The sequence below is a fragment of the Nibricoccus aquaticus genome (genome assembly GCF_002310495.1).
Lineage (GTDB): Bacteria > Verrucomicrobiota > Verrucomicrobiia > Opitutales > Opitutaceae > Nibricoccus > Nibricoccus aquaticus.
Genome location: NZ_CP023344.1, coordinates 3,832,112 through 3,854,896, shown reverse-complemented (window position 1 = coordinate 3,854,896; position 22,785 = coordinate 3,832,112). Strand labels below are relative to the sequence as shown.

16 protein-coding genes are annotated in these 22,785 nt (G+C 62.7%); 7 read left to right on the top strand and 9 right to left on the bottom strand.

The genetic code is table 11. The annotated features are described in order from the left end of the window. Positions 1 to 155 precede the first annotated feature (155 nt). Entirely contained in the window at positions 156 to 932 is a 777-nt protein-coding gene (locus CMV30_RS15570) for an SDR family NAD(P)-dependent oxidoreductase (protein ID WP_096057807.1), read from the bottom strand. Between the two features lie 186 nt (positions 933 to 1,118). Between CMV30_RS15570 and CMV30_RS15565 the strand changes: the two genes are divergently transcribed. Then, the gene (locus tag CMV30_RS15565) at positions 1,119 to 7,076 is read left to right on the top strand and encodes an alpha-2-macroglobulin family protein (RefSeq protein ID WP_096056887.1); all 5,958 of its coding nucleotides are present in this window, start codon (positions 1,119 to 1,121) and stop codon (positions 7,074 to 7,076) included. 72 nt (positions 7,077 to 7,148) lie between these two features. Here CMV30_RS15565 and CMV30_RS15560 read toward each other — a convergent pair whose 3' ends face one another. After that, the gene (locus tag CMV30_RS15560; RefSeq protein WP_096056886.1) at positions 7,149 to 8,183 is read right to left on the bottom strand and encodes an Atu2307/SP_0267 family LLM class monooxygenase; all 1,035 of its coding nucleotides are present in this window, start codon (positions 8,181 to 8,183) and stop codon (positions 7,149 to 7,151) included. Positions 8,184 to 8,337: 154 nt separating this feature from the next. Between CMV30_RS15560 and CMV30_RS19945 the strand changes: the two genes are divergently transcribed. After that, positions 8,338 to 8,505, top strand: a complete 168-nt coding sequence (locus CMV30_RS19945) for a hypothetical protein (protein WP_175414908.1) — start codon at positions 8,338 to 8,340, stop codon at positions 8,503 to 8,505. Positions 8,506 to 8,540: 35 nt separating this feature from the next. Here the strand turns inward: CMV30_RS19945 and CMV30_RS15555 are convergent, their stop codons facing one another. After that, a complete protein-coding gene (locus tag CMV30_RS15555) occupies positions 8,541 to 9,023 on the bottom strand; it encodes a low molecular weight protein-tyrosine-phosphatase (RefSeq protein ID WP_096057806.1) in 483 nt (160 codons plus the stop codon). A 119-nt stretch (positions 9,024 to 9,142) separates the two neighbouring features. Here CMV30_RS15555 and CMV30_RS15550 point away from each other — a divergent pair, with 119 nt between their 5' ends. Beyond that, a complete protein-coding gene (locus CMV30_RS15550) occupies positions 9,143 to 11,491 on the top strand; it encodes a tetratricopeptide repeat protein (RefSeq protein WP_096056885.1) in 2,349 nt (782 codons plus the stop codon). Between the two features lie 25 nt (positions 11,492 to 11,516). Here the strand turns inward: CMV30_RS15550 and CMV30_RS15545 are convergent, their stop codons facing one another. Then, positions 11,517 to 12,278 (bottom strand): SDR family NAD(P)-dependent oxidoreductase, encoded by a 762-nt coding sequence (locus CMV30_RS15545; RefSeq protein ID WP_096056884.1) that lies wholly within the window; start codon positions 12,276 to 12,278, stop codon positions 11,517 to 11,519. Positions 12,279 to 12,312: 34 nt separating this feature from the next. Next, positions 12,313 to 13,050: an SDR family oxidoreductase gene (locus CMV30_RS15540; protein WP_096056883.1), complete on the bottom strand. Its 738-nt coding sequence runs from the start codon at positions 13,048 to 13,050 to the stop codon at positions 12,313 to 12,315. Between the two features lie 216 nt (positions 13,051 to 13,266). On the opposite strand from CMV30_RS15540, the gene CMV30_RS15535 reads away from it, so the two are divergent. Then, complete coding sequence (locus CMV30_RS15535; protein ID WP_096056882.1) at positions 13,267 to 14,205, top strand: AraC family transcriptional regulator; 939 nt, start codon at positions 13,267 to 13,269, stop codon at positions 14,203 to 14,205. 105 nt (positions 14,206 to 14,310) lie between these two features. Next, a complete protein-coding gene (locus CMV30_RS15530; protein ID WP_096056881.1) occupies positions 14,311 to 15,702 on the top strand; it encodes a serine hydrolase domain-containing protein in 1,392 nt (463 codons plus the stop codon). Positions 15,703 to 15,738: 36 nt separating this feature from the next. On the opposite strand, the gene CMV30_RS15525 is transcribed toward CMV30_RS15530, so the two are convergent. Then, entirely contained in the window at positions 15,739 to 16,410 is a 672-nt protein-coding gene (locus tag CMV30_RS15525) for a hypothetical protein (RefSeq protein ID WP_096056880.1), read from the bottom strand. Between the two features lie 121 nt (positions 16,411 to 16,531). On the opposite strand from CMV30_RS15525, the gene CMV30_RS15520 reads away from it, so the two are divergent. After that, positions 16,532 to 17,449 carry a ThuA domain-containing protein gene (locus CMV30_RS15520; protein ID WP_096056879.1) on the top strand — a complete coding sequence of 306 codons (918 nt, stop codon included), beginning with the start codon at positions 16,532 to 16,534 and terminating at the stop codon, positions 17,447 to 17,449. 111 nt (positions 17,450 to 17,560) lie between these two features. On the opposite strand, the gene CMV30_RS15515 is transcribed toward CMV30_RS15520, so the two are convergent. Continuing rightward, positions 17,561 to 18,754 (bottom strand): pyridoxal phosphate-dependent aminotransferase, encoded by a 1,194-nt coding sequence (locus CMV30_RS15515; protein WP_096056878.1) that lies wholly within the window; start codon positions 18,752 to 18,754, stop codon positions 17,561 to 17,563. A 142-nt stretch (positions 18,755 to 18,896) separates the two neighbouring features. Continuing rightward, positions 18,897 to 19,214, bottom strand: coding sequence for a ribbon-helix-helix protein, CopG family (locus CMV30_RS15510; protein ID WP_096056877.1), 318 nt, complete (start codon positions 19,212 to 19,214; stop codon positions 18,897 to 18,899). 178 nt (positions 19,215 to 19,392) lie between these two features. Here CMV30_RS15510 and CMV30_RS15505 point away from each other — a divergent pair, with 178 nt between their 5' ends. Beyond that, a complete protein-coding gene (locus tag CMV30_RS15505) occupies positions 19,393 to 20,526 on the top strand; it encodes an ABC transporter ATP-binding protein (protein ID WP_096056876.1) in 1,134 nt (377 codons plus the stop codon). 49 nt (positions 20,527 to 20,575) lie between these two features. On the opposite strand, the gene CMV30_RS15500 is transcribed toward CMV30_RS15505, so the two are convergent. Continuing rightward, positions 20,576 to 22,780 (bottom strand): DNA polymerase domain-containing protein, encoded by a 2,205-nt coding sequence (locus tag CMV30_RS15500; RefSeq protein ID WP_096057805.1) that lies wholly within the window; start codon positions 22,778 to 22,780, stop codon positions 20,576 to 20,578. Between the last annotated feature and the right edge of the window lie 5 nt (positions 22,781 to 22,785).

Genomic DNA, 22,785 nt, shown 5'->3' with positions numbered 1-22,785 from the left:
GGAATACCTACACGTTCATCCCCCACTGCGGCCATTGGCCGTCTCCGCCCGGTCGCGAAGGCCATTGGCCGCAGCCGCTCTTCCTAAAAAACGCCCCATTGGCGTTTTTCCATCAGTGGTTACCTCCCTCCGAAACGTCCACGGCCCAGGCCAACTCACGTCGTCCTCACCACTCCGCCATCCACCCGCACCGCCGCCCCATTCGTCGCGCTCGCCAGCGGTGAAGACAAAAACGCCACCGTGTCCGCCACTTCGTCCACCGTCGCGAAACGTTGCAGCAACGACGTCGGCCGCACGCTGCGGAAAAACGCTTTCTCGAAATCCTCCGCCGACTGCTTCGCATCCGTCGCGAGCGTGTTCACAAAATCCGTCACCCCCTCCGACGCCGTCGGCCCGGGCAGCACCGCATTCACCGTCACGCCCGTTCCCTTCGTGAGCCGCGCCAGCCCGTTCACCAGCGCGATCTCCGCCGCCTTCGTCATCCCGTAGTGAATCATCTCCTCGGGAATCTGCACGCCGCTCTCCGACGAGATAAACACCACGCGCCCCCAGTTCCGTTCCAGCATCCCCGGGAAAAACGCCCGCGTCAGCCGCACGCCCGACATCACATTCACCTGATAAAACCGCTCCCAGTCCGCATCCGGAATCTCCGCGAACGCCTTCGGCTCAAAAATCCCCGCGTTGTTCACCAAAATATCCACCGCCCCCGCCTGCACCACGAGCGATGCACAACCCGCCGCCGTGCTCACATCCGCCGCGATCCCGCGCGCATTCGATCCGATCTTCCGGGCCGCTTCATCAGCAGAGTCTTTGCTGCGTCCATTAACGATGACGTTCGCCCCTTCTGCGGCGAGGACGCGGGCAATCGCGAAGCCGATGCCCTTGGTCGATCCTGTGATGAGTGCGGTCTTGTTTTCGAGTTTCAGGTTCATGCGAATGAAGTGGAAAGGCGCGCACCCTCCGCATCTCGCGCCATCCAGCAACTCGTCCGCGCACATTCCCTGAATCGCTGTGTCGTAAGAACTCCCCGCCTGTTTCGTTGAATCGTTGCCTTCCGAAAATCCCGGTCCGTAACGTTCGCGCCCCGGCAGGACCAGAAAACCTTTTCAAGATTCGTCATGAACCTGAACCCACGCGCTTCACTCGCCTTCCTCATCGCCCTCGTTTTCGCGGCCATGCTTCCCGCCGCCCCACGTGACAAGGAATGGAAACAAGTCGACGAAGCCGCCGCCCAAGGCCTCCCTAAAACCGCCATCGAGCGCCTCGACCCCATCATCTCCGCTGCCCTCGCCGAAAAAGCCTACGCCGAAGCCATCAAAGCCATCGGCCGCAAAATCGCCCTCGAAGGCGAAATCCAAGGCGGCAAAGCCGAGGAAAAAATCGCACGCCTCGAAGCCGAACTCGCCAAGGCCCCCGAGCCCATGAAGCCCATGATGCAGGGCGTCCTCGCACACTGGTATTGGCAGTACTTCCAGCAAAACCGCTGGCGCATCCAGCAACGCACCGCCACCGCCGAAGCCCCGGGTGCTGACCTTCAGACATGGGATCTCGCCCGCATCCTCGCCGAGATCGACCGCCATTTCACCGCCGCCCTCACCAGCGACAAACTCCTCCAGGCGACTCCGATCTCCGAATACGACGACCTCCTCCAGCCCGGCACCGCCCCCGACACCTACCGCCCCACGCTCTTCGACTTCCTCGCGTACGAAGCCCTCCAGTTCTACCAGTCCGGCGAACAAGCCGCCCGCATCTCCGAAAACGAATTCGAGATCGACGCCACCTCCCCGATCCTCGGCACCACCGCCGAATTCCTCGCCTGGCAGCTCCCGCCCGCCGACGGCTTTTCCCCGAAGCACAAAGCCATCTCGATCTACCAATCGCTGCTCCGCTTCCACGCGAAGGACAAAGACCGCTCCGCCTTCCTCGACGCCGACCTCGCCCGCCTCAGCTACGCCAGCAACATCGCCACCGGCGAAACCAAGACCGACCGCTACAAAGCCGCCCTCGAGCGTTTCATCGAAGAAACCAACCGCCACGAAATCTCTTCCCGCGCCATCGCCGCGCTCGCCACACAACTCAACGCCGACGACGAACCCGCCAAAGCCCGCGATCTCGCCCAGCGCGGCCTCGACGCCTTTCCGAAAAGCGCCGGCGCGGCCCAGTGCTTCAACCTCATCCAGGAAATCGAAGCCCCTTCCGCCCAGCTGAAAACTGAGTCCGTCTGGAACGCGCCCTGGCCCACGCTCGACGTGACCTACCGCAACGTCACCCAGGTTTACTTCCGCGCCATCCCCATCGATTTCAACGACCACGTCACCAAGTCCCGCTGGAACTACGGCCGTCGCGACACCGACTACGTCCAACTTCTCGCCACCCCGCCTGCCCTCCAGTGGAGCGCCGAACTTCCCGCGACCACCGACTTCAAGGAGCGCACCGAATCGCTCTCCGCCCCCGCCACACTCAGGCCCGGCTTCTACGCAATAGTCGCCAGCTACGACCCGACCTTCCACTCGACCGATAACCAGATCAGCATCGCCACAGCCTGGGTCAGCGACCTCGCCCTCGTCCTCCGCCTTCGCCACGACCGCACCGAACATTCCGGCCTAGTCCTCAACGCCCTCACCGGCGAGCCCGTCTCAGGAGCCACGATACGCCTTTGGAAACGCAACAACGACGGCGCGATGAAACCCGTCTCGCCCAAAACGACCGACGCCAACGGCCAGTTCACGTTCTCCACCGAAAACAATCCCCTCGTCATCCTCGCCGAACACGCCGGCCACGCCGTCGCCAGCGGCCAGGAAGTTTACGCTTACGGCTACCACGACCGCGTACGCGCTCAGACCCAGACCGTCTTCTTCACCGACCGCGCCATCTACCGCCCGGGCCAGACCGTCTCCTACAAAGGCGTCTCCATCCGCTACGATCAGAACGCCGCCAAATACGACGCGGTCGCCCGCCGCAAAGTCACCGTCCTCTTCAAAGACCCCAACGGTCAGGAGATCGCCCGCGCCACCCACACGACCAACGACTACGGCTCCTTCAGCGGCGTCTTCACCGCTCCCCGCGACCGCCTCGCCGGCCGCATGAGCATTCAGGTCAGCGACGGCAACGGCAGTACCGGCTTCAGCGTCGAGGAGTACAAACGTCCCAAATTCCAGGTAGCCCTCGATGCCCCCGCAGAAGCCGCGAAACTCGATGCGCCCGTCACCGTCACCGGCAAAGCCACCGCCTACACCGGCGCCAGCATCGGCGGCGCAAAAGTGAAATGGCGCGTCGAACGCCTCGTACAGCTTCCCTACTGGTGCTGGTGGTTCCAGCCGCCCGCCACCAAATCCATCGCCCACGGCACCGCCATCACCGACGCCGACGGCACCTTCAAGATCGATTTCACCGCCGCGCCCGACCGCGCCGTCCCCGAGAAGAACGAGCCCGTATTCGTTTTCAACATTCACGCCGATATCACCGACACCACCGGCGAAACCCGCTCCAGCAACCGCTCCGTTCGCAGCGGCTACACCGCCCTTCAAGCCACCCTCACCGCCGACGACTGGCAGACCTCCGACAAACCCGTCGAACTCGCCATCGCCACCACGTCCCTCGACAGCGACCCGCAATCCGCCACCGGAACCCTCACTCTGCACGCGCTCAAGCAGCCCGAGAAAGTTCAGCGCGCGTCTCTGCAACAGGAGCGCTCCTGGTGGCGCTTCGGCAACGACACGCCCCCGGTCGATCCCACCAATCCCGACTCCTGGGAACTCGGCGAACGCGTCGCCAGCGAAGCCTTCTCCACCGACGCCAAGTCCGCAGGCCTCGCCAAAATCCCCGTCACGCTGAAGCCCGGCATCTACCGCGCCTCCGTCGAGACCAAAGACCGCTTCGGCAAAACCGTCACCGCCCGCCACACCGTTCAAGTCCTCGATCCCGCCGCCGCCCGCTTCAGCATCAAGATCCCCGATCACCTCGGCTCTCCCACGTGGTCCGTCGAACCCGGCGAAAACTTCACCGCGCTCTGGGGCACCGGCTACGATCAAGGCCGCGCCTTCGTCGAACTCGAGTGCGCCGGCAAACCCATCAAGAGCTACTGGACCCCCGCCGACCGCACCCAGTCGCTCATCGAGTTGCCCGTCGCCGAAGCCATGCGCGGCGGCTTCACCCTCTGCGTCACCTCCATCCGCGAAAACCGCGCCTACACCCACGAGCGCGTCATCAACGTCCCCTGGTCCAACAAACAACTCACCGTGAAGTGGGACCGCTTCCGCTCCAAACTCCTTCCCGGCGAAAAAGAAACCTGGACCGCCACCATCTCCGGTCCCGACGCCAGCCGCGCCTCCGCCGAAATGGTCGCCGCCCTCTACGACGTCTCGCTCGACCAATACCAGCCCCACAACTGGCCGCAGACCTTCGGTGTCTTCCGTACCGAGTTCAGCCGCACCCGCATCGAATTCCAAAACGAGCTCCGCAACTTCAACACGATCTACGGTTGGAAACATCCCGAGAACCGTTCCTTCGCGTGGAGCTACCGATCCTTCCCCCATACAATTCTCCAATCGGCAATGGATGGAGACGTGATCGAGCTGCACGCATTCTCCGTGTCGTCAGATCGCCGGGGCGGCGCTCTCAGAAAACAGAACCGTGCTATGGCTCCAGCCCCTGCAGCCATGCTTGCTGAATCAAAAGAGGTAGCGTCCGAGAGCTACACCGTTCTGGGCCAATCTGGTGGCGGCTTGGTTACACCCGAATCTCCCCCACCTCCCCCCAACCTCTCCAAAATCACCGTCCGCACCAACCTCAACGAAACCGCCTTCTTCTTCCCGCAACTCCTCTCGGGCGACGACGGTGTCGTGAAGATGGTCTTCACCATGCCCGAGGCCCTCACCGAGTGGAAACTCCTCGGCTTCGCTCACGACAAACAACTCCGCTCCGGCTTCATCACCGAAAAAGTCGTAACCGCCAAAGACCTCATGGTAGAGCCCAATCCCCCGCGCTTCCTCCGCGAAGGCGACACACTCGAATTCACCGTCAAGGTCACCAACCAGAGCGACCAGCCGCAGACCGGCACCGTCCGCCTCACCTTCACCGACGCCGCCACGCAAGCCTCTGTCGATGCCGCGCTCGCCAATCAAAAACCCGAGCAGCTCTTCGACGTCCCCGCCAAACAATCGCGCAGCTACTCCTGGCGCATCTCCGTCCCCGACGGCCTCGGCTTCCTGACCTACAAAGCCGTCGCCGCCTCCACCACGCTCAGCGACGGCGAGGACGGTTTCCTGCCCGTCCTCAGCCGCCGGATACTCGTCACCGAGTCGCTCCCGCTCCCCATCCGCGGAAAATCCACCAAGCAGTTCACCTTCCCGAAACTCCTCAACTCCGGTTCCTCCGACACGCTCAAGCATCAATCGCTCACCGTGCAGATGACCTCGCAGCCCGCCTGGTACGCCGTGATGGCCCTGCCCTACTTGATGGAGTACCCGTACGAGTGCAGCGAACAGGTCTTCAACCGACTCTACGCCAACGCCCTCGCCCGCCACATCGCCGCGTCCGATCCGAAGATCCGCCGCGTCTTCGATCTCTGGAAAAACACGCCCGCGCTCGATTCACCGCTGGAGAAAAACCAGAACCTCAAATCCGTCCTCCTCGAAGAAACGCCCTGGCTCCGTCAGGCCAAATCCGAGAGCGAAGCCCGCCGCAACGTCGGCCTGCTTTTCGATGCCAACCGCCTCGACGAAGAATCCGCCCGCCAGCTCCGCACGCTCTCGGAGCGCCAGCTCAGCGAAGGCCTCTGGCCGTGGTTCCCCGGCGGCCGCCCGAGCGAGTACATCAGCCTCTACATCACGACCGGCTTCGGCCGCCTGCGTCACCTCGGCGTCGAACTCGACACCGCCCCCGCGATCAAATCCCTCGCCGGCCTCGACGCGTGGATGACCAAGCGTCACGCCGACATTCTCAAGTCGCCGCACCCCGATCAGTACGTCCCCGGCTACACCGACGCGCTCTATCTCTACGGCCGCAGCTTCTTCCTCAAAGACCGCCCCATTGCCGCCGCCCACAAAGCCGCCACCGACTTCTTCCTCCAGCAGTCGCGCAAATTCTGGCTCCGCGTCGACAGCCGCCAGAGCCAGGCCCACCTCGCCCTCGCGCTCCAACGCTTCGACGACAAAGCCACCGCACTCGCCATCGTGAAGTCACTCAGGGAGCGCAGCGTCTCCAACGAAGAACTTGGCATGTTCTGGCGCGACACCGAACTCAGCTGGTGGTGGTACCGCGCCCCCATCGAAACCCAGGCGCTCATGATCGAAGCGTTCTCCGAAATCGCCGACGACAAACAGGCCGTCGAAGACCTCCAAGTCTGGCTCCTGAAACAAAAGCAGACCCAAAACTGGAAAACCACCAAAGCCACCGCCGACGCCATCTACGGCCTCCTCGTTCGCGGCAACAACCTGCTCTCCAGCGACGCGCTTGTCGAAGTCTCCCTCGGCGGCGAAACGATCAAGCCCGAGAAAGTAGAAGCCGGCACCGGCTTCTACGAAAAGACTTTCGCCGCGTCGGAGATCAAACCCACCCAAGGCGAAATCACCGTCCGCAAAACCGACGACGGCGTCAGCTGGGGCAGCGTCCACTGGCAGTACCTCGAAGACATCGCGAAAATCACGCCGCACGAAGGCACACCGCTTACGCTCAAGAAAACCCTCTGGCTCAAAGAAAACACCTCCAAGGGGCCCGTCCTCAAACCCGTCTCCGGCGCGCTCGCCGTCGGCGACGAACTCGTCGTCCGCATCGAACTCCGCACCGACCGCGACATGGAGTTCGTCCACTTGAAGGACCAACGCGGCAGCGGCACCGAACCCGTCAACGTCCTCAGCCGCTACCGCTACCAAGACGGACTCGGTTACTACGAAAGCACGCGCGACACCGCATCGCACTTCTTCATCGATTACCTACCGAAGGGCACGTACGTCTTCGAATACTCGACCCGCGTGCAACTCCGCGGCCGCTACCAAAGCGGCATCGCCGAGATCCAGTGCATGTACGCCCCCGAGTTCAACAGCCACTCCGAGAGCATCGCGCTGGAGATCAAGTAGCTCTATCCCGATGGAAGCGCGACGCCCTCGTCGCGCTTCCCGAATGTAGCCGCCAACCGCGTGAGCACGCCTTTACGCGGTGGCTTTCTTGACCAACGGCGCCACCTTCGTCCCGAGCAACTCGATCGCGCGCATCAACTGCGCGTGCGTGAGCAACCGGTTATCCAGGAGCACGGTCAGACGCGAGATGCCGCCGAGTGACTTGCTCTCGTTCACGATCTTCTCCGCCAGCGCTTCCGGCCCGCCCACCATCAGCGCTCCGATGTGGCTGCATTGCGCGTCGAACTGCGGTCGTGTCGGTTCCGGCCAGCCGCGCTCGCGCCCCAGCCTGCCAAACATATCGCGATAGCCCGGCCAGAAATCGTCCAGCGCTTGCGCGGTGCTATCAGCGACAAAGCCGATGTTGTGAATCCCCACGAAACATTTCCCCGCCGGATGCCCGGCCTTCTTCCACGTCTCGCGATAGAGATCGACCAACGGCCGAAACGCCGACGGTTGCCCGCCAATGATCGCGACAACGAGCGGCAGTCCAAGCGTCGCCGCACGTACCACCGACTGCGGTGTGCCGCCCACGCCGATATACACGGGCAGTAACGGCTGCGCTGCCCGCGGATAAACGCCCTGCCCCGTCAGCGGCGCGCGATGTTTCCCTGTCCAAGTAACCTTCGTCTGCGCGCGGATCTTCAGCAGCAGCTCCAGCTTCTCAGCCGCCAGCTCCTCGTAATCATCGAGGTCGAATCCGAACAACGGGTACGACTCAATAAATGAGCCGCGCCCCACAATGATCTCCGCCCGCCCGTTCGAGATCAGATCCAGCGTGGCGAACTGCTGGTACACGCGCACCGGATCATCCGAACTCAGCACGGTCACCGCGCTCGCTAGCTTGATCCGTTTCGTTCGCGCCGCCGCCGCCGCGAGCAAAACCACCGGAGCCGACGCCACATAATCGGGCCGGTGATGTTCACCCACGCCAAACACATCGAGCCCGACCTGATCGGCCAGCGCGATTTGCTCCAGCAATTCCTGCACACGCGCGACGTCTCCGACACTCCCGTCTTTCGACTGGTCGAGGGCCGTTGCGACAAAACTATCGACTCCGATTTCCATAAATAAAAACCCGGCGCGATTTCACGCCGGAGCCCTTCGATATAGCCAGCTTTCACTTTTTATCCAATCGCGCCGCATCCGCACCACGCGCACTTCACGACTAATTGCAGACACCTCGCTTCCCTTCCCCACGGGAAAAGCCCAGCCTTGCCGCGTGCTCAAGCTCTTGATCCTCGTTGCGACCACCGTCTTCGGCTACGCCTTCTGGCTCGGAGCAGAAGCCTTGGGTTTCGACTTCATCGGATCATTCCTCATCAGCGGACTCGGCTCCATGCTCGGCGTGTGGGTAGCGTGGAAATTCCACCGTCACTTCCACGACTGAGCAACGCCTCCCGCAGACTTGGCTTAACCCGCGCGCTACTTCCGCTCGCGCAGCGACTCCAAGATTCCGCGACACCCATCCTCCAGCAGATCGAGCACATGCTCGAATCCCTGCGGGCCACCATAGTACGGATCGGGCACCTCTTCGTCGTCATGCCGCTCGCAGAACTCGCAGAACGCCCGCACCCGCGCCCGGTCTTCCTCCGTCTTCGCCAGCGCGAGCACGTTGCGCCGGTTCTCCTCATCCATCGTCAGGATCAGATCGTACGCCGCAAAATCCTCCGCCGTGAATTTCCTCGCCCGGCTCGTAAGAGCGTATCCGCGTTTCAAAGCCGCCGCGCGCATCCGCGCATCCGGCAGCTCTCCCGCGTGCATCCCGATCGTTCCAGCCGACCCGATCTCCACCTGCGCCGACCGCCCCGCCTTCGCTACGAGCGTACGCATCACGCATTCAGCCGCCGGCGAACGACAGATGTTTCCCATGCACACAAACAGCACACGCGTCTTGCCTTGGTCCATGCACAGGAGACCGCCGGCTCTCACAGGTAGCGGCAAAACAAATCTCCCGGCTCGAAAAATATCCGCCTGATTTACTCTCCACTTCCCCGGCTCAATCCGTTCTCGTCTCCGCCCTCCCCATGCGCGCACGTCTCCTTCAGAAAATCCTCGTTCCCCTGCTCGTCCTCTTTACCGGCCATCCAACGGTTCACGCCAAAGACGTTTACGGCAACAACACCTCGTGGACCAACTCAGACACCACCATCTACAACATCCAGCGCGAGCGCCGCGCCCAGGAAGCCGTCCCCCAATGGTGGAGTAATCTCGGCAGCCCCGCGCCAACACCGTCGTGGATGAAATCAGAAGCCGAGCGCCGCGCCGAACAACGCCTGCGCGACCGCGAAGCGTACAACCGCTACGACTATGACTCCGACCGCGCCCCGGCACCGCCGCCTCCACCGCCCAAGCCGCTGACCTACACCCAGTATCTCGAACGCGAAGTGCTCGATCACCGCGACCGCCAGGCCCAGGAGACGCTCGCCTTTCACTACCTCTCTTTCGAGAAACCGCTCCAGGCCATCCCGCATCTGGAGATGATCGCCTTCCTCAAAAAAAGCCCGCGCGCCGGTGAGGCTGCCTACGAGCTCTCCCGCATCGCCGCCGCCAGCGGCGCCGCGCCTGATCGCGCGCGTTTCCAAAAATACCTCACCGAAGCCGTCGCTCTCGGCTACCCGCCCGCACTCTTCGCTCAAGGCAGCGCATGGATTTTCGGGGACGAAAAAAACGGCGTTACCCCCGCACCCGCCAAAGGCGAAGCGGTCCTCCATCAAGTCATCAAGACGGGCGACGGCTGGCATAGCCGCGCGGCGGGAAAAATCCTCTTCAAAGAATATTACCTGGGCGCGCATCTCCCCGCCGATCCCGCCAAGGCCATCGCCGTGACGCAGCGGATGCACAAGATCACCACGATCAAAGCCGTCGATAACGATCACGAGGATCGCTACACCGAACTCCTCATCGCCAGCCCCGGCGGCTGGGCCGAGCACCACGAAGAGATCATCCGCTCCATTGAACGGAACTTCGGTTCGATGCTCTACCCCGACAAAGCCGAGCGCATGACGCGTATCTACCTCGGCCTCGACGAAGAGGTCGCCGCCCACGTTGAGCCCAACCGCGAAAAAGCCGCCGAAGCCCTCCGCAATCTCGCCCGCCTCTCCCCCGCGCGCGCCCTGCCCTATCTCTCCGTCGTCCTCGAAGCCGGTCCGCAGCACAACCCGGCCGGCGCTTATCAGATCTTGAAAAAACTCCAGGAGGATAACCCCACCGACCCCAAGTGGATCAGCCTCACCGCCGATCTCCTCGCCAATCTCTACGGCGACAACTTTGAACCCGCACTGCTGCAAGCATACCTCGCGTCCCTCGATTCTCCGAAGGCCACGTCCGCGCAGCTCCTCGGTGCCGCCCGCTACTTCGTCACCGGCGGCCAGCGCGTGCGCGCCGACTCCGAACGCGGCGTCCGCACGTACGAACGTCTCCTGAGCAAAGACCGCTACGCCTACGACGAACACGAATACACCGCCAACCTGGAGCTGCACCGCCTCCAGCTGGTCGGCACCGCCGTTCCTCAACAAGTCCCCTACGCGCTCCAGCAACTCGAAGACATCATCAGCAACGAAACGTCCGACACTTACCCGCAACGCGCCTTGCTCGCCTCCGTTTACCGCACCGGCCTCTACGCTCCGCGCGATCTCGCCCGCGCCCGCTCCATCGTCTCCATCGCCGCTCATCACGATTACCCGCCAGCCGAGTACGAATACGCCGCCACCTTGCACGCATGGGACAACCCATCCGAGCCGCTCGACGACAGCGACCGCGAGAGCGCCTTCTCTTTATTGAAACACGCCGCCGACACCGGCCTCACCGAAGCCCGCCTGCTGCTCGCGCAATTCTACCGCGAAGGTTTTGGCGTCGCCAAAGATCCCGCCCAGGCGCTCGCCATCTACGAAGCAGGAACCGCCACCGAAATCCCCGCCGCCTTCGCCGGACTCGCCGCCCTGCGCCTCGACTCCAGCACTTCACTACACGACGAAGCCGCCGGATTCACCGCCGCAAGAACCGGTGCCGATCTGGGCGACATCACCGCACTCTACCTCGCCGGCGAATGCTATCTCAACGGCCGAGGCACCGCCGTCGATGCTGGCGAAGCCGTGGCCTGTTTCCACATCGCCGCCGACAACGGCCACTGGCCTTCCGCGCTTCTCGCCGCCCGCGTCCTCGTTAACGGCGCCCCCGGCGTCGAGCGTGATCCCGACCGCGCCATCGCCCTCCTCGAACTGGCCGCCAAAGAAAACACCAACGACATTCAGTACGCACTCGGCCAGCTCTTCCGCTCCGGCGATCTCGTCCCGGCCAACGAAGAACGCGCACGCCACTGGTTCAAACGCGCGGCCGACCGCGGCCACTCCGCCGCCGCCGACCAAGTCCGCTGACGCCGCGCGAAAAGTCAGCCCTGCGTCACAGAAACATCCCGCCCGAGGCCTCGACTCTCTGCGCATTCACCCAGCGCCCTTCCTCGGAGCACAGGAAATCCACCACACCGCCGATGTCGTCCGGCACGCCCACGCGCCCGAGTGCGATATTGCCCTCCATATACTCACGCGCTCCTGGCCGGGACAGCGTTTGCTTGGTGAAATCAGTCTCGATGATTCCCGGAGCGACGACGTTCGCGCTGATCCGCCGCGCACCGAGCTCCTTCGCCAGATAACGCGTCATCACTTCCACCGCGCCTTTCATCGCCGCGTACGCCGAGTAACCCGTCACCGAAAACCGCGCCAGCCCGGTGGACGTATTCACGATCCTGCCACCATCCGCCAGCAGCGGCAGCAGCTTCTGCGTGAGAAAATAAACGCCCTTCACATGGATGTTCATGAGGCTGTCGAAGTCCGCCTCCGTCGTTTCAGCGAACGGCTTGTGAATGCCGATGCCCGCATTGTTCACGAGAAAGTCGAAACGCTCGCGTTGCCAGTGACTCGTCAGCGCAGCTTTTAGCGCAGCCACGAACTCCGCAAAACTCTTCACGTCCGCGACGTCGATCGGCAACGCCACCGCCCGCCGCCCGAGCGCCTCGATCTCCGCGACGACCGCGTCGGCTTCGGCTTTTCCCCTGCGATAAGTCACAACGATGTCCGCGCCGGAGCGAGCCAGCTGGAGAGCGATATTGCGCCCGAGCCCGCGGCTGCTCCCGGTAACGAGAGCGATCTTTTTTTCGTGTTTCATAAAGCGAGTTCCTTGAGCGATGACCGTCGGTGGATCAGTGAATGCTAGCGACGGGGCGGACGATGATCTCGTTCACATCCACGTCAGCCGGTTGCTCGATCGCATACGCAACTGCACGCGCGATCGCATCCGGCGTGAGCGCGACTTTCCGGAAATCCGCCATGGCCTCAGCCGTCGCCTTCGAGGTGATCGTGTCGGCGAGTTCGGACTCAACGACACCAGGCGAAATGATCGTCACACGAATATCCTGTGTTTCCTGGCGAAGGCCTTCCGAGATCGCCCGGACGGCGAACTTCGTCCCACTGTACACCGCGCACGTCGGCCACACGCGGTGCCCACCGATGGACGAGAGATTGATAATCTGCCCGCCCTTGCGCGCCGTCATGTGCGGCAGCACAGCCGCAATGCCGTGGAGCACGCCGCGGATATTCACGTCGATCATCCGGTTCCACTCATCGACCTTCAGCTCCGCCAGTGGCGAGAGCGGCATCACGCCCGCGTTGTTGATGATGACATCGATGCGTCCGTGTGTCTTGAGCGCGAAGTCCGCGAACGCCTGCACATCGGCGAGATTGGTGACATCGAGCGCGCGATAATCAGCGCTGCCGCCATCGGCGCGAATTTCAGATGCTAATTTTTCGAGACGTTCTGTGCGCCGTGCACCGAGAACAACGCGTGCCCCTTGAGCAGCGAGATGACGGGCGGTGGCTTCGCCGATGCCACTGCTGGCGCCGGTGATGAGGACGATCTTTTGAGCGAGGGAGGAGGACATGATATTTAAGAGGAGATGTTTTTGTTTTCGTTTTTGGCATCATGAACACCGCCGGTTTCGAGCGGGCTTCGGATGTCGTCTGGCAACGTCATGAGATTATCAGCAACGCGCCGCCGGCGAAATACCCGGTCCTCCGAGAGCCTTGCCTGATTCTCCAGCGCGCGGGAGCGATGCTGTACATCCGCCCCATTTCATTGCCTATTCCTGCGCGTCACCATGGCCGCCAAAACCAAGTCCCCGGTCGAGTCCGTCACGATCGCCAGCGCCGCGAACGCCCGCATGGCCGCGCTGCTCAAAGACCTCGCGCAGGGCCAGGGCTTCAGTCGCTCGCTGCTGCCCGGCGTGCGCTTCATGCGCTCCACGCAGCACGTGCCACGCAGCCCGATCGCTTACGAGCCGAGCATCGTCATCGTCGCGCAAGGCCGCAAATCGGGCTACCTCGGTGACCGCCGTTTCGTTTACGACGCGAACAACTACCTCGTGCTCACCGTGCCCATGCCGTTCGAGTGCGAGACCTACGGATCGCCGGAAAATCCTTTTCTCGGTCTCGCAGTCGGCATCACGCCCGCTCTCGTCGCAGAGCTCCTCCTGCAACTCGAACATCACCAGCCTCCCTACGACGAAGCGCCGCGAGCCATCGAATCCACATCGCTGGACGAGGGCCTGGGCGGCGCAGCCGTCCGCCTGCTGGAGTGCCTGCGCTCCGCCAACGACGCCCGCATTCTCGGTCCTCAGATCGTGCGCGAAATCACCTACCGCGTCCTCCTCGGAAAACTCGGAGGCAATCTCCGCGCCCTCGCCGCGCCGCACAGTCACTTCGGCAAAATCAGCCGCATCGTTAACCTCATCCACACGGACTGCGCCCATCCCTTCGATATGGAAACGCTTGCGCGCGAGGCCGGCATGAGCGTCTCCACGTTTCACGCACACTTCAAAACCGTCACCACTTCCTCGCCGCTTCAGTACATCAAAACCGTCCGCCTCCACAAAGCCCGTCTCATGATGGTCCATGAACGCACGAGCGCCGCCGAGGCTGCCGGGCAGGTCGGCTACGAGAGCGCCTCGCAGTTCAGCCGCGAGTTCAAGCGACTCTTCGGCGACTCCCCAGCCGCCGAAGCCATCCGCGTGCGCGAGAGCCTGATCAACCTCGTCTGAGCGAAACTGCACACCCGGACATCGCCATCTGTAAGGAAACGCGCCGGGCAGCTTCTAACTCAGCGTCACGCACTCATTCATTCCCGTCCCTTCGCCTCTCGTCTCATGAACTTGGTTTCAAAATTCTCCGCCCTGCTTGCAGCCTCGGTCCTCGCAGCCACCGCCGCACACGCGGCACCACTCACCGAGGCCGACCTGAAGCAACACGTCGCCGCGCTCGTCGAAAACAAATCGCTCCAAGCCGTCTCCCTCGGCGCGATCCAACCCACCGGCTCCGTCACCGGCCACGCCGGCGTGCTCTCGACGGCCAATCCCACCCCACCCGACGACCGCACGCTCTACGAGATCGGCTCCATCACCAAAGTCTTCACGAGCCTGCTCCTCGCCGACGCCGTCGTGCGCGGCGAAGTCACGCTCGACACACCCATCGCCCGCCTGCTCCCCGCTGACGTCGTGCTGCCCGACGGCGCCGGTGAACGCATCACGCTGCTGATGCTCGCCACCCACACGTCAGGCCTGCCGCGCATTCCCTCTGAAATCTCAGCCATCAACTTCACCAACCCTTACGCCAGCTACGACGAAAACGATCTCTGGAAAACCCTCCGCCAGGTGAAGCTCGATTTCGAGCCCGGCACCAAAGCCAGCTACAGCAATCTCGCCGCCGGCCTCCTCGGCACCTTGCTCGCGCGAAAAACCGGCACGACCTACGAGCAACTCCTCATCACCCGCATCGCCGGGCCGCTCGGCATGACCGACACCGTGCTCACGCCCAACGAGGAGCAGCGCGCCCGTTTCGCTCCCGCCTTCACCTCCGCCGGTCTGCCCTGGAGTCATTGGGAATTTCAATCACTCGCCGGCGCTGGCGGCATCCGCTCCACGACCGCCGACATGATGCGCTTCGCCGCCGCCATGCTCCAGCCCGCGAATACACCGGCGCCGCTCGCGAAAGCCATCGAGCTCGCGTGGACGCGGCAATCACTCGCCGCCACCGCATTTCCCGGCGGCCAGGCGCTCGGCTGGCTTCTAGCCGGCGACGGAAAAACCCGCTGGCACAACGGTATGACCGGCGGCTTCCACTCAGCGCTCTTCATCAATCGCGAACTCGGCACCGCGTCGCTTCTACTGGCCAATCGCTCCAATCCCGTCGGCAGCGGTCTAGCGGAAAGTCTTTTCCGCCGCGCCGCCGGCATCGCCGAGCGCCCGATGCCCAACCGGGATCGCGCCGAGGTCGCTCTCACCGAAGCGCAACTCGACCGCTGCACCGGCACCTTCCGCATCAGCCCGCAATTCGCGCTGACTTTCGAGCGCCAGAATCTCGCGCTCGTGCTCACACCGACCGGCCAGCCGGCCGACCGCCTCTTCGCAGCCGCGCCGGAAATATTTTTCTCACGCCGCGTCGCCGCCGATATTGTCTTTGAACTGCCCGCCGACGGCGGCCCCGCCACCTCACTCACGCTAAAACAAAACGGCCGCGAGATGCGTGCTCCGCGTGAGTAGCCCAACCCGAAGCAACTTCCGGCGCGTTGGCGGCTGTTAGAGCAAGTACGCGTACGCTTCGCGCAACACCCGTTTCGCCTCGCGGTCGATCACCTGCCCGTGCCCGACCGCGATCCGCGCCACATCCCAGGCCAGCACGCGCCGCCAGCCCTCCGCGAAGGCTCGCCGGTCACGGATAAGAAATTTCTCCAGCCGCGACGGCCCGGGGCTGGGCCCGATTCCCGCCAGCCGGAAGAGCAGCCGCGTTGTCATTGTCTCTCCGAGACCGAGGTTAAACAGCACATCCGCCAGCACCAGCGTGCGCGAGGGACGGTGAAAGAAAACCGTCTCCTCCACGCTCGGCATCCCCGGCAACGTGTACCACTCGAACTCGCGCAGCGTTTCCGCACAGGACTCCAACGGCACCAGATTCCACGACTCGTGATTAGCCCGCACTCCCGCTGATCCCGCAAAGCGACAGCCCGGCAATTTATCCATGTATTGATCAAAGTAGCGGTCGTGCCAGCGGCTCGGAACCACCATGAGCGAGACTTTGCCCAACGCCTCCAACTCTGCCTGGCGAGCGTGCGACCAGCTCAGTGGAGAAAAAACCACGACTTCATCGGCCTGCGTGCGGATCGCCGTCACACGGCGGCCAAGCGGCAGTCCCGCGAAACGCATGGGCTCGTGATCGGTCCAGACATCGTCGGCGATAAGCTCCAAAGGCATGGCAAAAATTTCAGGCGATTAAACGCAGGGCGCAAGAACCCCCGCTGCTCCTTCGCGCAAAGAGACTGTCAGCATCAGCGCATCGTTGCCTGCGGCGTGCATCGCTCGAATCGTCGCCCTCATGTCGCCTTACCCCGCGCGGATTGCCGCCAGCCTGCTCTGGCTCGGACTCACCTTATCGATCAACGCCGCGCCACTACGCGTTCTCTATTTCACGAAGTCCTCCGGCTTCGAACACAGCGTGGTGAAACGCACCGATGGCCAGCCGAGTTACTCGGAGAAGATTCTCACCAAACTCGGCGCAGAGCACGACCTCGCCTTCACCTTCACCAAAGACGGCAGTCTCTTCACGTTCGACTATCTGGCGAATTTCGACGTGCTGCTCTTCTACACGAGCGGCGATCTCCTCAGCGTTGGCACCGACGCACAGCCCGCAATGACCGCAGACGGAAAACAGGCGCTGCTCGACGCAGTCTCCGGCGGTAAAGGTTTCGTTGGCCTGCACAGTTGCAGCGACACGTTTCACACCAGCGAAAAAGCCGGCGTCCCGTCCACCGACCGCCTCGCGCGATTCCGACATCACGGCGACGCCTCCGATCCCTTCATCAAAATGCTCGGCGGCGAATTCATCCGCCACGGCCCGCAGCAAATGGCCCGGGCGCGCGTGCTCTCGCCTAAATTCCCCGGCATGGAATCGCTCGGCGACGAACTCCACCTGCACGAAGAGTGGTATTCGTTAAAAGAATTCGCCCCCGACCTCCACGCCCTGCTCCTGCTGGAGACAAACGGCATGACCGGCTCCGACTACCAGCGTCCACCGTTTCCCATCGCATGGGCGCGCGCACACGGAAACGGCCGCGTCGTCTTTAACGCGCTCGGTCACCGAGAAGACGTTTGGGACAACCCGCAGTTTCAGTCTATGGTGCTCGGTGCCATCCGCTGGTCGGGCAAACGCCTCGACGCCGACATCACGCCCAACCTCGCCCTCGTCGCCCCGGATCACGCCACGCTGCCACCGCCTCCACCCGAAAAAAAGTAGCTCAACGCGGCCCGCCCGCCTCTGATCGGCGTATATGGACACAAAAAAGCCGCGATGAACATGGGGTCACCGCGGCTGAAATAAAAACGCCGGACTGACGTCGTCTGCTCGTTACTTCTTCAGCGAAGCACAGAACTTCGCGAGCCGGGCCACGCCCTTGGCCAGGATCTCGTCGCTCGTCGCGTAGCTGAGGCGCAAATAACCTTCCGCGCCGAACGCGCTGCCGAACACGGCGGCGACTTTTTCCTGCTCCAGCAACTTCGCGCAGAACTCCTGATCCTTCAGACCGAAGCTGGAGATGTTCGGGAAAAGATAAAACGCGCCCTGCGAAAGCACGCAGGTGACACCCGGGATCTTGATGAGCTCGGCGTGGAGAAACTTCCGGCGACGGTCGAAGGCCGTCATCATTTCCTTGAGCGCGGCCGCTGTCTTTTCCTTTTCCTTGAGTGCGGCGAGCGCGCCGTACTGGGCAAAGGTCGTGGCGTTGCTCGATTGCTGGCTCTGGATTTCCGCGCAGGCCTTGGCGATGGGCGCGGGCGCGACGAGCGTGCCGAGACGCCAGCCGGTCATCGCGTAGGTCTTCGAGAAACCAGCGACGATGATGGTGCGCGCTTCGGCTTCCTTCGACAACGCGGCGACGCAGGTCGGCGTGGCACCGTCGTACACGAGATGCTCATACATCTCGTCAGAGAGGATGTAGAGATTGTGCTTCACCGCGACGGCCACGAGCGCCTCGAGCTGCGCGCGCGAATAAACGGCCCCGGAGGGATTCGACGGCGAGTTGAGCACGACGAGTTTCGTCTTCGGCGTGATCGCGGCTTCGAGCATCGCAGGTGTGAGGAGGAAGCCGGTCGTGTCGTCGGCAAGGACGACCTTCGGCGTCGCACCCGCGAGCTTCACCATCTCGGGATAGCTCACCCAGTACGGTGCGGGAATGATCACTTCATCGCCGGGCGAACACGTTGCCATGATCGCGAGGTAGCAGGAAAACTTCCCACCCGGGGAAACCACGACCTGCGAGGATGCGACCTTCAAACCGTACTCGGCGGCGTAGCGCTCGGCGACGGCCTGGCGCAGCGGCTCGATGCCGGGCGTGGGCGCGTACTTGGTTTTGCCGCTCTTCAAAGCGGCGATGCACGCCTCCTTGATGTGCTCAGGCGTGTCGAAATCGGGTTCACCGGCGGCAAAATTCAAAACGTCCTCGCCAGCGGCGAGGAGTGCTTTAGCCTTCGCATCAACCGCGAGGGTTGGCGAAGGAGAGATATTCTGTGCCCAGGACGAGAGAGGCCGTGGAGAGGTGCTCATGCAAAAGGGCGCCGACTAAAAGTCCGCGCCCTAAAAAGGGCAAGCGCGCCGTGTGCGGGCGCGCTTGCGAAAAGTGTGAGCCGGTTTGGCAGACTGGCTGCCAGCGAGCGGCTCCGGCTCGCGTAGGTAACCCCGGGAGAGATTACTTTTTCTTGGCGACCTTCTTGGCTTCCAGCGAGTCGATGGCGACGCGGAGGAGTTCGCCGACGCTGACGCTCTTCTTTTTGGCGACCTTGGTGAGCTTGGTTTTGATGTCGGCAGGCAGACGTACCGAAATCTGGCGGTGCTCTTCGGCGGAGGCCTCGTACTTCTCGAAGTTGAATTCAGAGATGGCCAGACGAACGACTTCGCTGGCGGATTTCAGACCAAGTTTTTTCTGGTTCGAACCGAGTTTTCCGATCAGGGAGACCGGCAGATCAAACGTGAGGGGGGCAGGGGCGTTGGTTTTTTTCTTAGCCATGGCTGGTTGATTTTTCTCTCGACCGTTGGGTTACGTGTCTTGGTGAAGACATTACACAAATGCCCGTGCGCCCGCGTGGGGCAACACGATTTTTGCAGTATCTCCACGGTTGACTAGACTGGATACGCGCCGGATTTTTCGCCGTCCCCTTCCCCGCAACCCGCGCCGCGCCCCACTCATGGCCAAAGTCACCATCGAGACCCTCGTCAAAACCTACCCCGAAAAGAACGGCCCCGGCGTTACTGCGGTAAATAGCATCAACCTCACCATCGAGGATCGCGAATTCATGGTGCTGGTCGGCCCTTCCGGCTGCGGAAAGTCCACCACCCTGCGCATGATCGCCGGCCTCGAAGAGATCTCCGGCGGCACCATCTCCATCGACGGCAAGATCGTGAATGACGTCCTTCCCCGCGACCGCGACATCGCCATGGTTTTCCAAAACTACGCGCTCTACCCCCACATGAGCGTGTACGAAAACATGGCCTTCGGCCTGAAGCTCCGGAAATTCCCCAAAGCCGAAATCGACGCCCGCGTCCGCGAAGCCTCCGCCATGCTCGGCCTCGACGCCTACCTCGACCGCAAGCCCAAGGCCCTCTCCGGCGGCCAGCGCCAGCGCGTCGCCGTGGGTCGCGCCATCGTTCGCAAGCCCAAGGTTTTTCTCTTCGACGAGCCCCTCTCCAACCTCGACGCCAAGATGCGCGTCTCCACCCGCACCGAGATCTCGAAACTCCACGCCCGCCTCGGAGCCACGATGATTTACGTCACCCACGACCAGACCGAGGCCATGACCATGGGCGACCGCATCTGTGTCATGAAAGACGGTAATATCATGCAGGTCGCCGAGCCTCTTGAGCTCTACAACCACCCCAAAAATCTCTTCGTCGCCGGCTTCATCGGCAGCCCGCAGATGAACCTCTTCAAAGGCACTATCCGCCGCGCGGGCGACAAACTCGTCTTCATCGAAGAAAACCCCGCCGCGCCCTCGTCCGCTGTCTCCATCGCCCTGGATCAGCGCCTCGCGGCCAAAGCCGCCGCTCACATCGAAAAACCCGTCGTCCTCGGCATCCGCCCCGAAAATGTCGACGACGCGCTTACCGCCACCACCGTGAATCCGGCCGCCACCGCCGAGGTCAAAGTCGAGGTCTCCGAACCCATGGGCTCCGAGACCTATCTTTATCTTCACACCGGCGCGACCGCCTTCATCGCCCGCGTGCTCCCCACCGCTCACTATGAAGCGAATCAATCAGTCAAAGTGTGCTTCGACGTGAGCAAAGCGCACCTCTTCGACGCCGTCACCGAGCAGGCGCTCTGACATCCGTGCGAAGCTGTAGGCGCGGCTTAACACCGCGATTCCGCCCGTTTCACTCCAGCGAAAACTCGCCTTGCTCCTTCGGCGCGCTAACGCCCAGGAAAACGCCATACCGCTCGATCCAGTCATCCAGTTTATCGAGGTAGTACTGCGGGTCGTACGGCGCATTCGCAGCATCGTATAACGCCACCGGTTTCGCCCGCTGCCAGTCGCTGGTTTTCCCCTTGGCCTTCGCCGTGATGTAGTAGGCCACGCGCTCGCCCATGCGCGGACGCGGCGTGAGTTGCAGCGCGGCTTCAGCGGAGGCCCGACGCGGTTTACCACCTTCGTTCATGGCACGCTCATACGCATCGGGATTTGAACTGAGCACTTCCGACTTCGCCAGTTCTGCCACCGACGCCGAGCGCTCCGCGATGCGACGTCGAAAATCTTCCACCAGCACGAGCGGCGATTCTGTCTCCGCCCCGACCAGAAACCGGATCAACCGGTCGCTGATCTTCTTCAAGTACGGCTCGATACCACGCGAGCGCAGCGCCGAACCGCGGATCGTGAGCTTGGTGCCATCATAGAGCGCGTAGTTCTTCGCCTTGTAGCAAAACATCGCCGTGTACCGCCCGTCGTATTCCAGCTCGATTCCCTTCGGCAGCACCGCCTCCACCTTTGCCAGCAATTCCTCCGGCCGGTCGAAAAATTCCTCCGACGACAGATAAATGCCGTCCGTATCCGCTTCCAGGATCGTGCATCCGTGACGGGCGAACTCGTCGATCAACGCCTGCAACAGCTCCCGCCCGCGTCTCGTCACTTCGGCGGCGAGTTCACCGTCGCCGAAACGCGCATTCGCGAAACCGAGATAGCCGTAGAACGAGTTGATCAGGATTTTGAAATTGGTCTGACGCGCCTGGTACTCCGCGCGCAACTCCTCGGTCTCCGCCGTGCGGGCCAGCTGCTTAAACTTCAACCGGTACTCCCTCAACCGGCTCAGAAGCGGGATAAACACGCCCAGCGAATCGTTGCGCGGATTGCGCGCGATCTGGAGCAACAGGCTCGGGTAGAGCGACGCCACGTCGAAGTGCAGCACGTGCTTGAAGACGCCCTCCTTGAAACTCCGCGTGTACCCGCCCTCGAACGGCGCGACCTCCGCCGGTGACGGACACGCCTGCCGCGCATGGTAATACTCCTCCAAAAACAGCAGGTCGATCTTGGCCGTCGTGCCGCGAAGCGTCGCGTCCTGAAGCAGGATAGGAAACGTCTTCGTCTGCTCGAAATACGTCGGCAGCAGCAGATCCGCTATCCCTTTCGTCTCCCGCAAATCGTCCGCCAGATAAGCCAGAAACGCTTCCCGATCCTGTTGGAACGCCGCGTGGATCTTGTCGCCCGCGAGATACGTGCGCCCACCACTCTCCGCCGCGTCCTCGCTCGTGATCCCGAAATAAACCGCCACGTCTTTCAGCCCGTACGACGTCATCTCACGCGTCGTGATGTCGTACATCTGCACGAGCAGATACGTGTCGATCACGGTCCGCCCCGGCAGATCGCAACGCGGGAAATCCACCCAGCGCTCCGCGACTTTCAAGCGGCTGTTGCGAAACGTCGCCTTCTGCCCAAAACGCCCCCACGCGCACGCCACCTTGAGCCGCTTTGCCCGCTGCCGCAGATAGTCGAAGTCGAACTTGAACAGATTGTGCCCCTCGATGACGTCCGGATCTTCAGCCAGCAGCACGGCATTGAACTCCAGCAACAGCTTTTTCTCCGCCTCATCGGTCATCGCTTCGAGCACGAGCAGCCGCTGGCGCGCGCCGAATTGCAGCCCGATCGCCAGCACACGGTCGCCCGCTTTGCTCGCATCGCTAAACCGGCCTTCCTCGCTGGAGCCCGTTTCGATGTCGAACTGGCAGCGCCGGACCTGCGCGAAACTCAACTCGCGGAAAAGCCGCTCACGCCGCTGAAGTAAAAACGCGTTTTCCAGCGGCCTGATCGTGTCCGCCGACACACCGGCCGTCTTGAGCAGCGCATAAAAGTTCTCGTGCGCCGCCAGCGTTTCCGCGTGAGCGAGATGGCTGTAAACGCCCTCGCCTTTCAGCTGCTCCGTCTCGACTCCCGCCACCGACACATCGGCAGGCGGTTCGGAAAACCACGTGAACGGCCGCAGCGTTTCTACGCGTTCCTCGCGTGAGCCGTCGGCCTTCGCGACCGAGACGTGCGCCAATCCCTCGTCATCGATCCACAGACCGCAGATCGGAGACGAGGACGTTTCCATAGCCT

What these genes read in the sequence shown, in the direction of transcription:
- CMV30_RS15500 (WP_096057805.1), bottom strand. Translation starts at nt 22,780, where the DNA reads ATGGAAACGTCCTCGTCTCCGATCTGCGGTCTGTGGATCGATGACGAG.
- CMV30_RS15525 (WP_096056880.1), bottom strand. Translation starts at nt 16,410, where the DNA reads ATGCCTTTGGAGCTTATCGCCGACGATGTCTGGACCGATCACGAGCCC.
- CMV30_RS15570 (WP_096057807.1), bottom strand. Translation starts at nt 932, where the DNA reads ATGAACCTGAAACTCGAAAACAAGACCGCACTCATCACAGGATCGACC.
- CMV30_RS15555 (WP_096057806.1), bottom strand. Translation starts at nt 9,023, where the DNA reads ATGGACCAAGGCAAGACGCGTGTGCTGTTTGTGTGCATGGGAAACATC.
- CMV30_RS15560 (WP_096056886.1), bottom strand. Translation starts at nt 8,183, where the DNA reads ATGGAAATCGGAGTCGATAGTTTTGTCGCAACGGCCCTCGACCAGTCG.
- CMV30_RS15535 (WP_096056882.1), top strand. Translation starts at nt 13,267, where the DNA reads ATGGCCGCCAAAACCAAGTCCCCGGTCGAGTCCGTCACGATCGCCAGC.
- CMV30_RS15505 (WP_096056876.1), top strand. Translation starts at nt 19,393, where the DNA reads ATGGCCAAAGTCACCATCGAGACCCTCGTCAAAACCTACCCCGAAAAG.
- CMV30_RS15510 (WP_096056877.1), bottom strand. Translation starts at nt 19,214, where the DNA reads ATGGCTAAGAAAAAAACCAACGCCCCTGCCCCCCTCACGTTTGATCTG.
- CMV30_RS15540 (WP_096056883.1), bottom strand. Translation starts at nt 13,050, where the DNA reads ATGTCCTCCTCCCTCGCTCAAAAGATCGTCCTCATCACCGGCGCCAGC.
- CMV30_RS15550 (WP_096056885.1), top strand. Translation starts at nt 9,143, where the DNA reads ATGCGCGCACGTCTCCTTCAGAAAATCCTCGTTCCCCTGCTCGTCCTC.
- CMV30_RS15520 (WP_096056879.1), top strand. Translation starts at nt 16,532, where the DNA reads ATGTCGCCTTACCCCGCGCGGATTGCCGCCAGCCTGCTCTGGCTCGGA.
- CMV30_RS15545 (WP_096056884.1), bottom strand. Translation starts at nt 12,278, where the DNA reads ATGAAACACGAAAAAAAGATCGCTCTCGTTACCGGGAGCAGCCGCGGG.
- CMV30_RS15515 (WP_096056878.1), bottom strand. Translation starts at nt 18,754, where the DNA reads ATGAGCACCTCTCCACGGCCTCTCTCGTCCTGGGCACAGAATATCTCT.
- CMV30_RS15530 (WP_096056881.1), top strand. Translation starts at nt 14,311, where the DNA reads ATGAACTTGGTTTCAAAATTCTCCGCCCTGCTTGCAGCCTCGGTCCTC.
- CMV30_RS15565 (WP_096056887.1), top strand. Translation starts at nt 1,119, where the DNA reads ATGAACCTGAACCCACGCGCTTCACTCGCCTTCCTCATCGCCCTCGTT.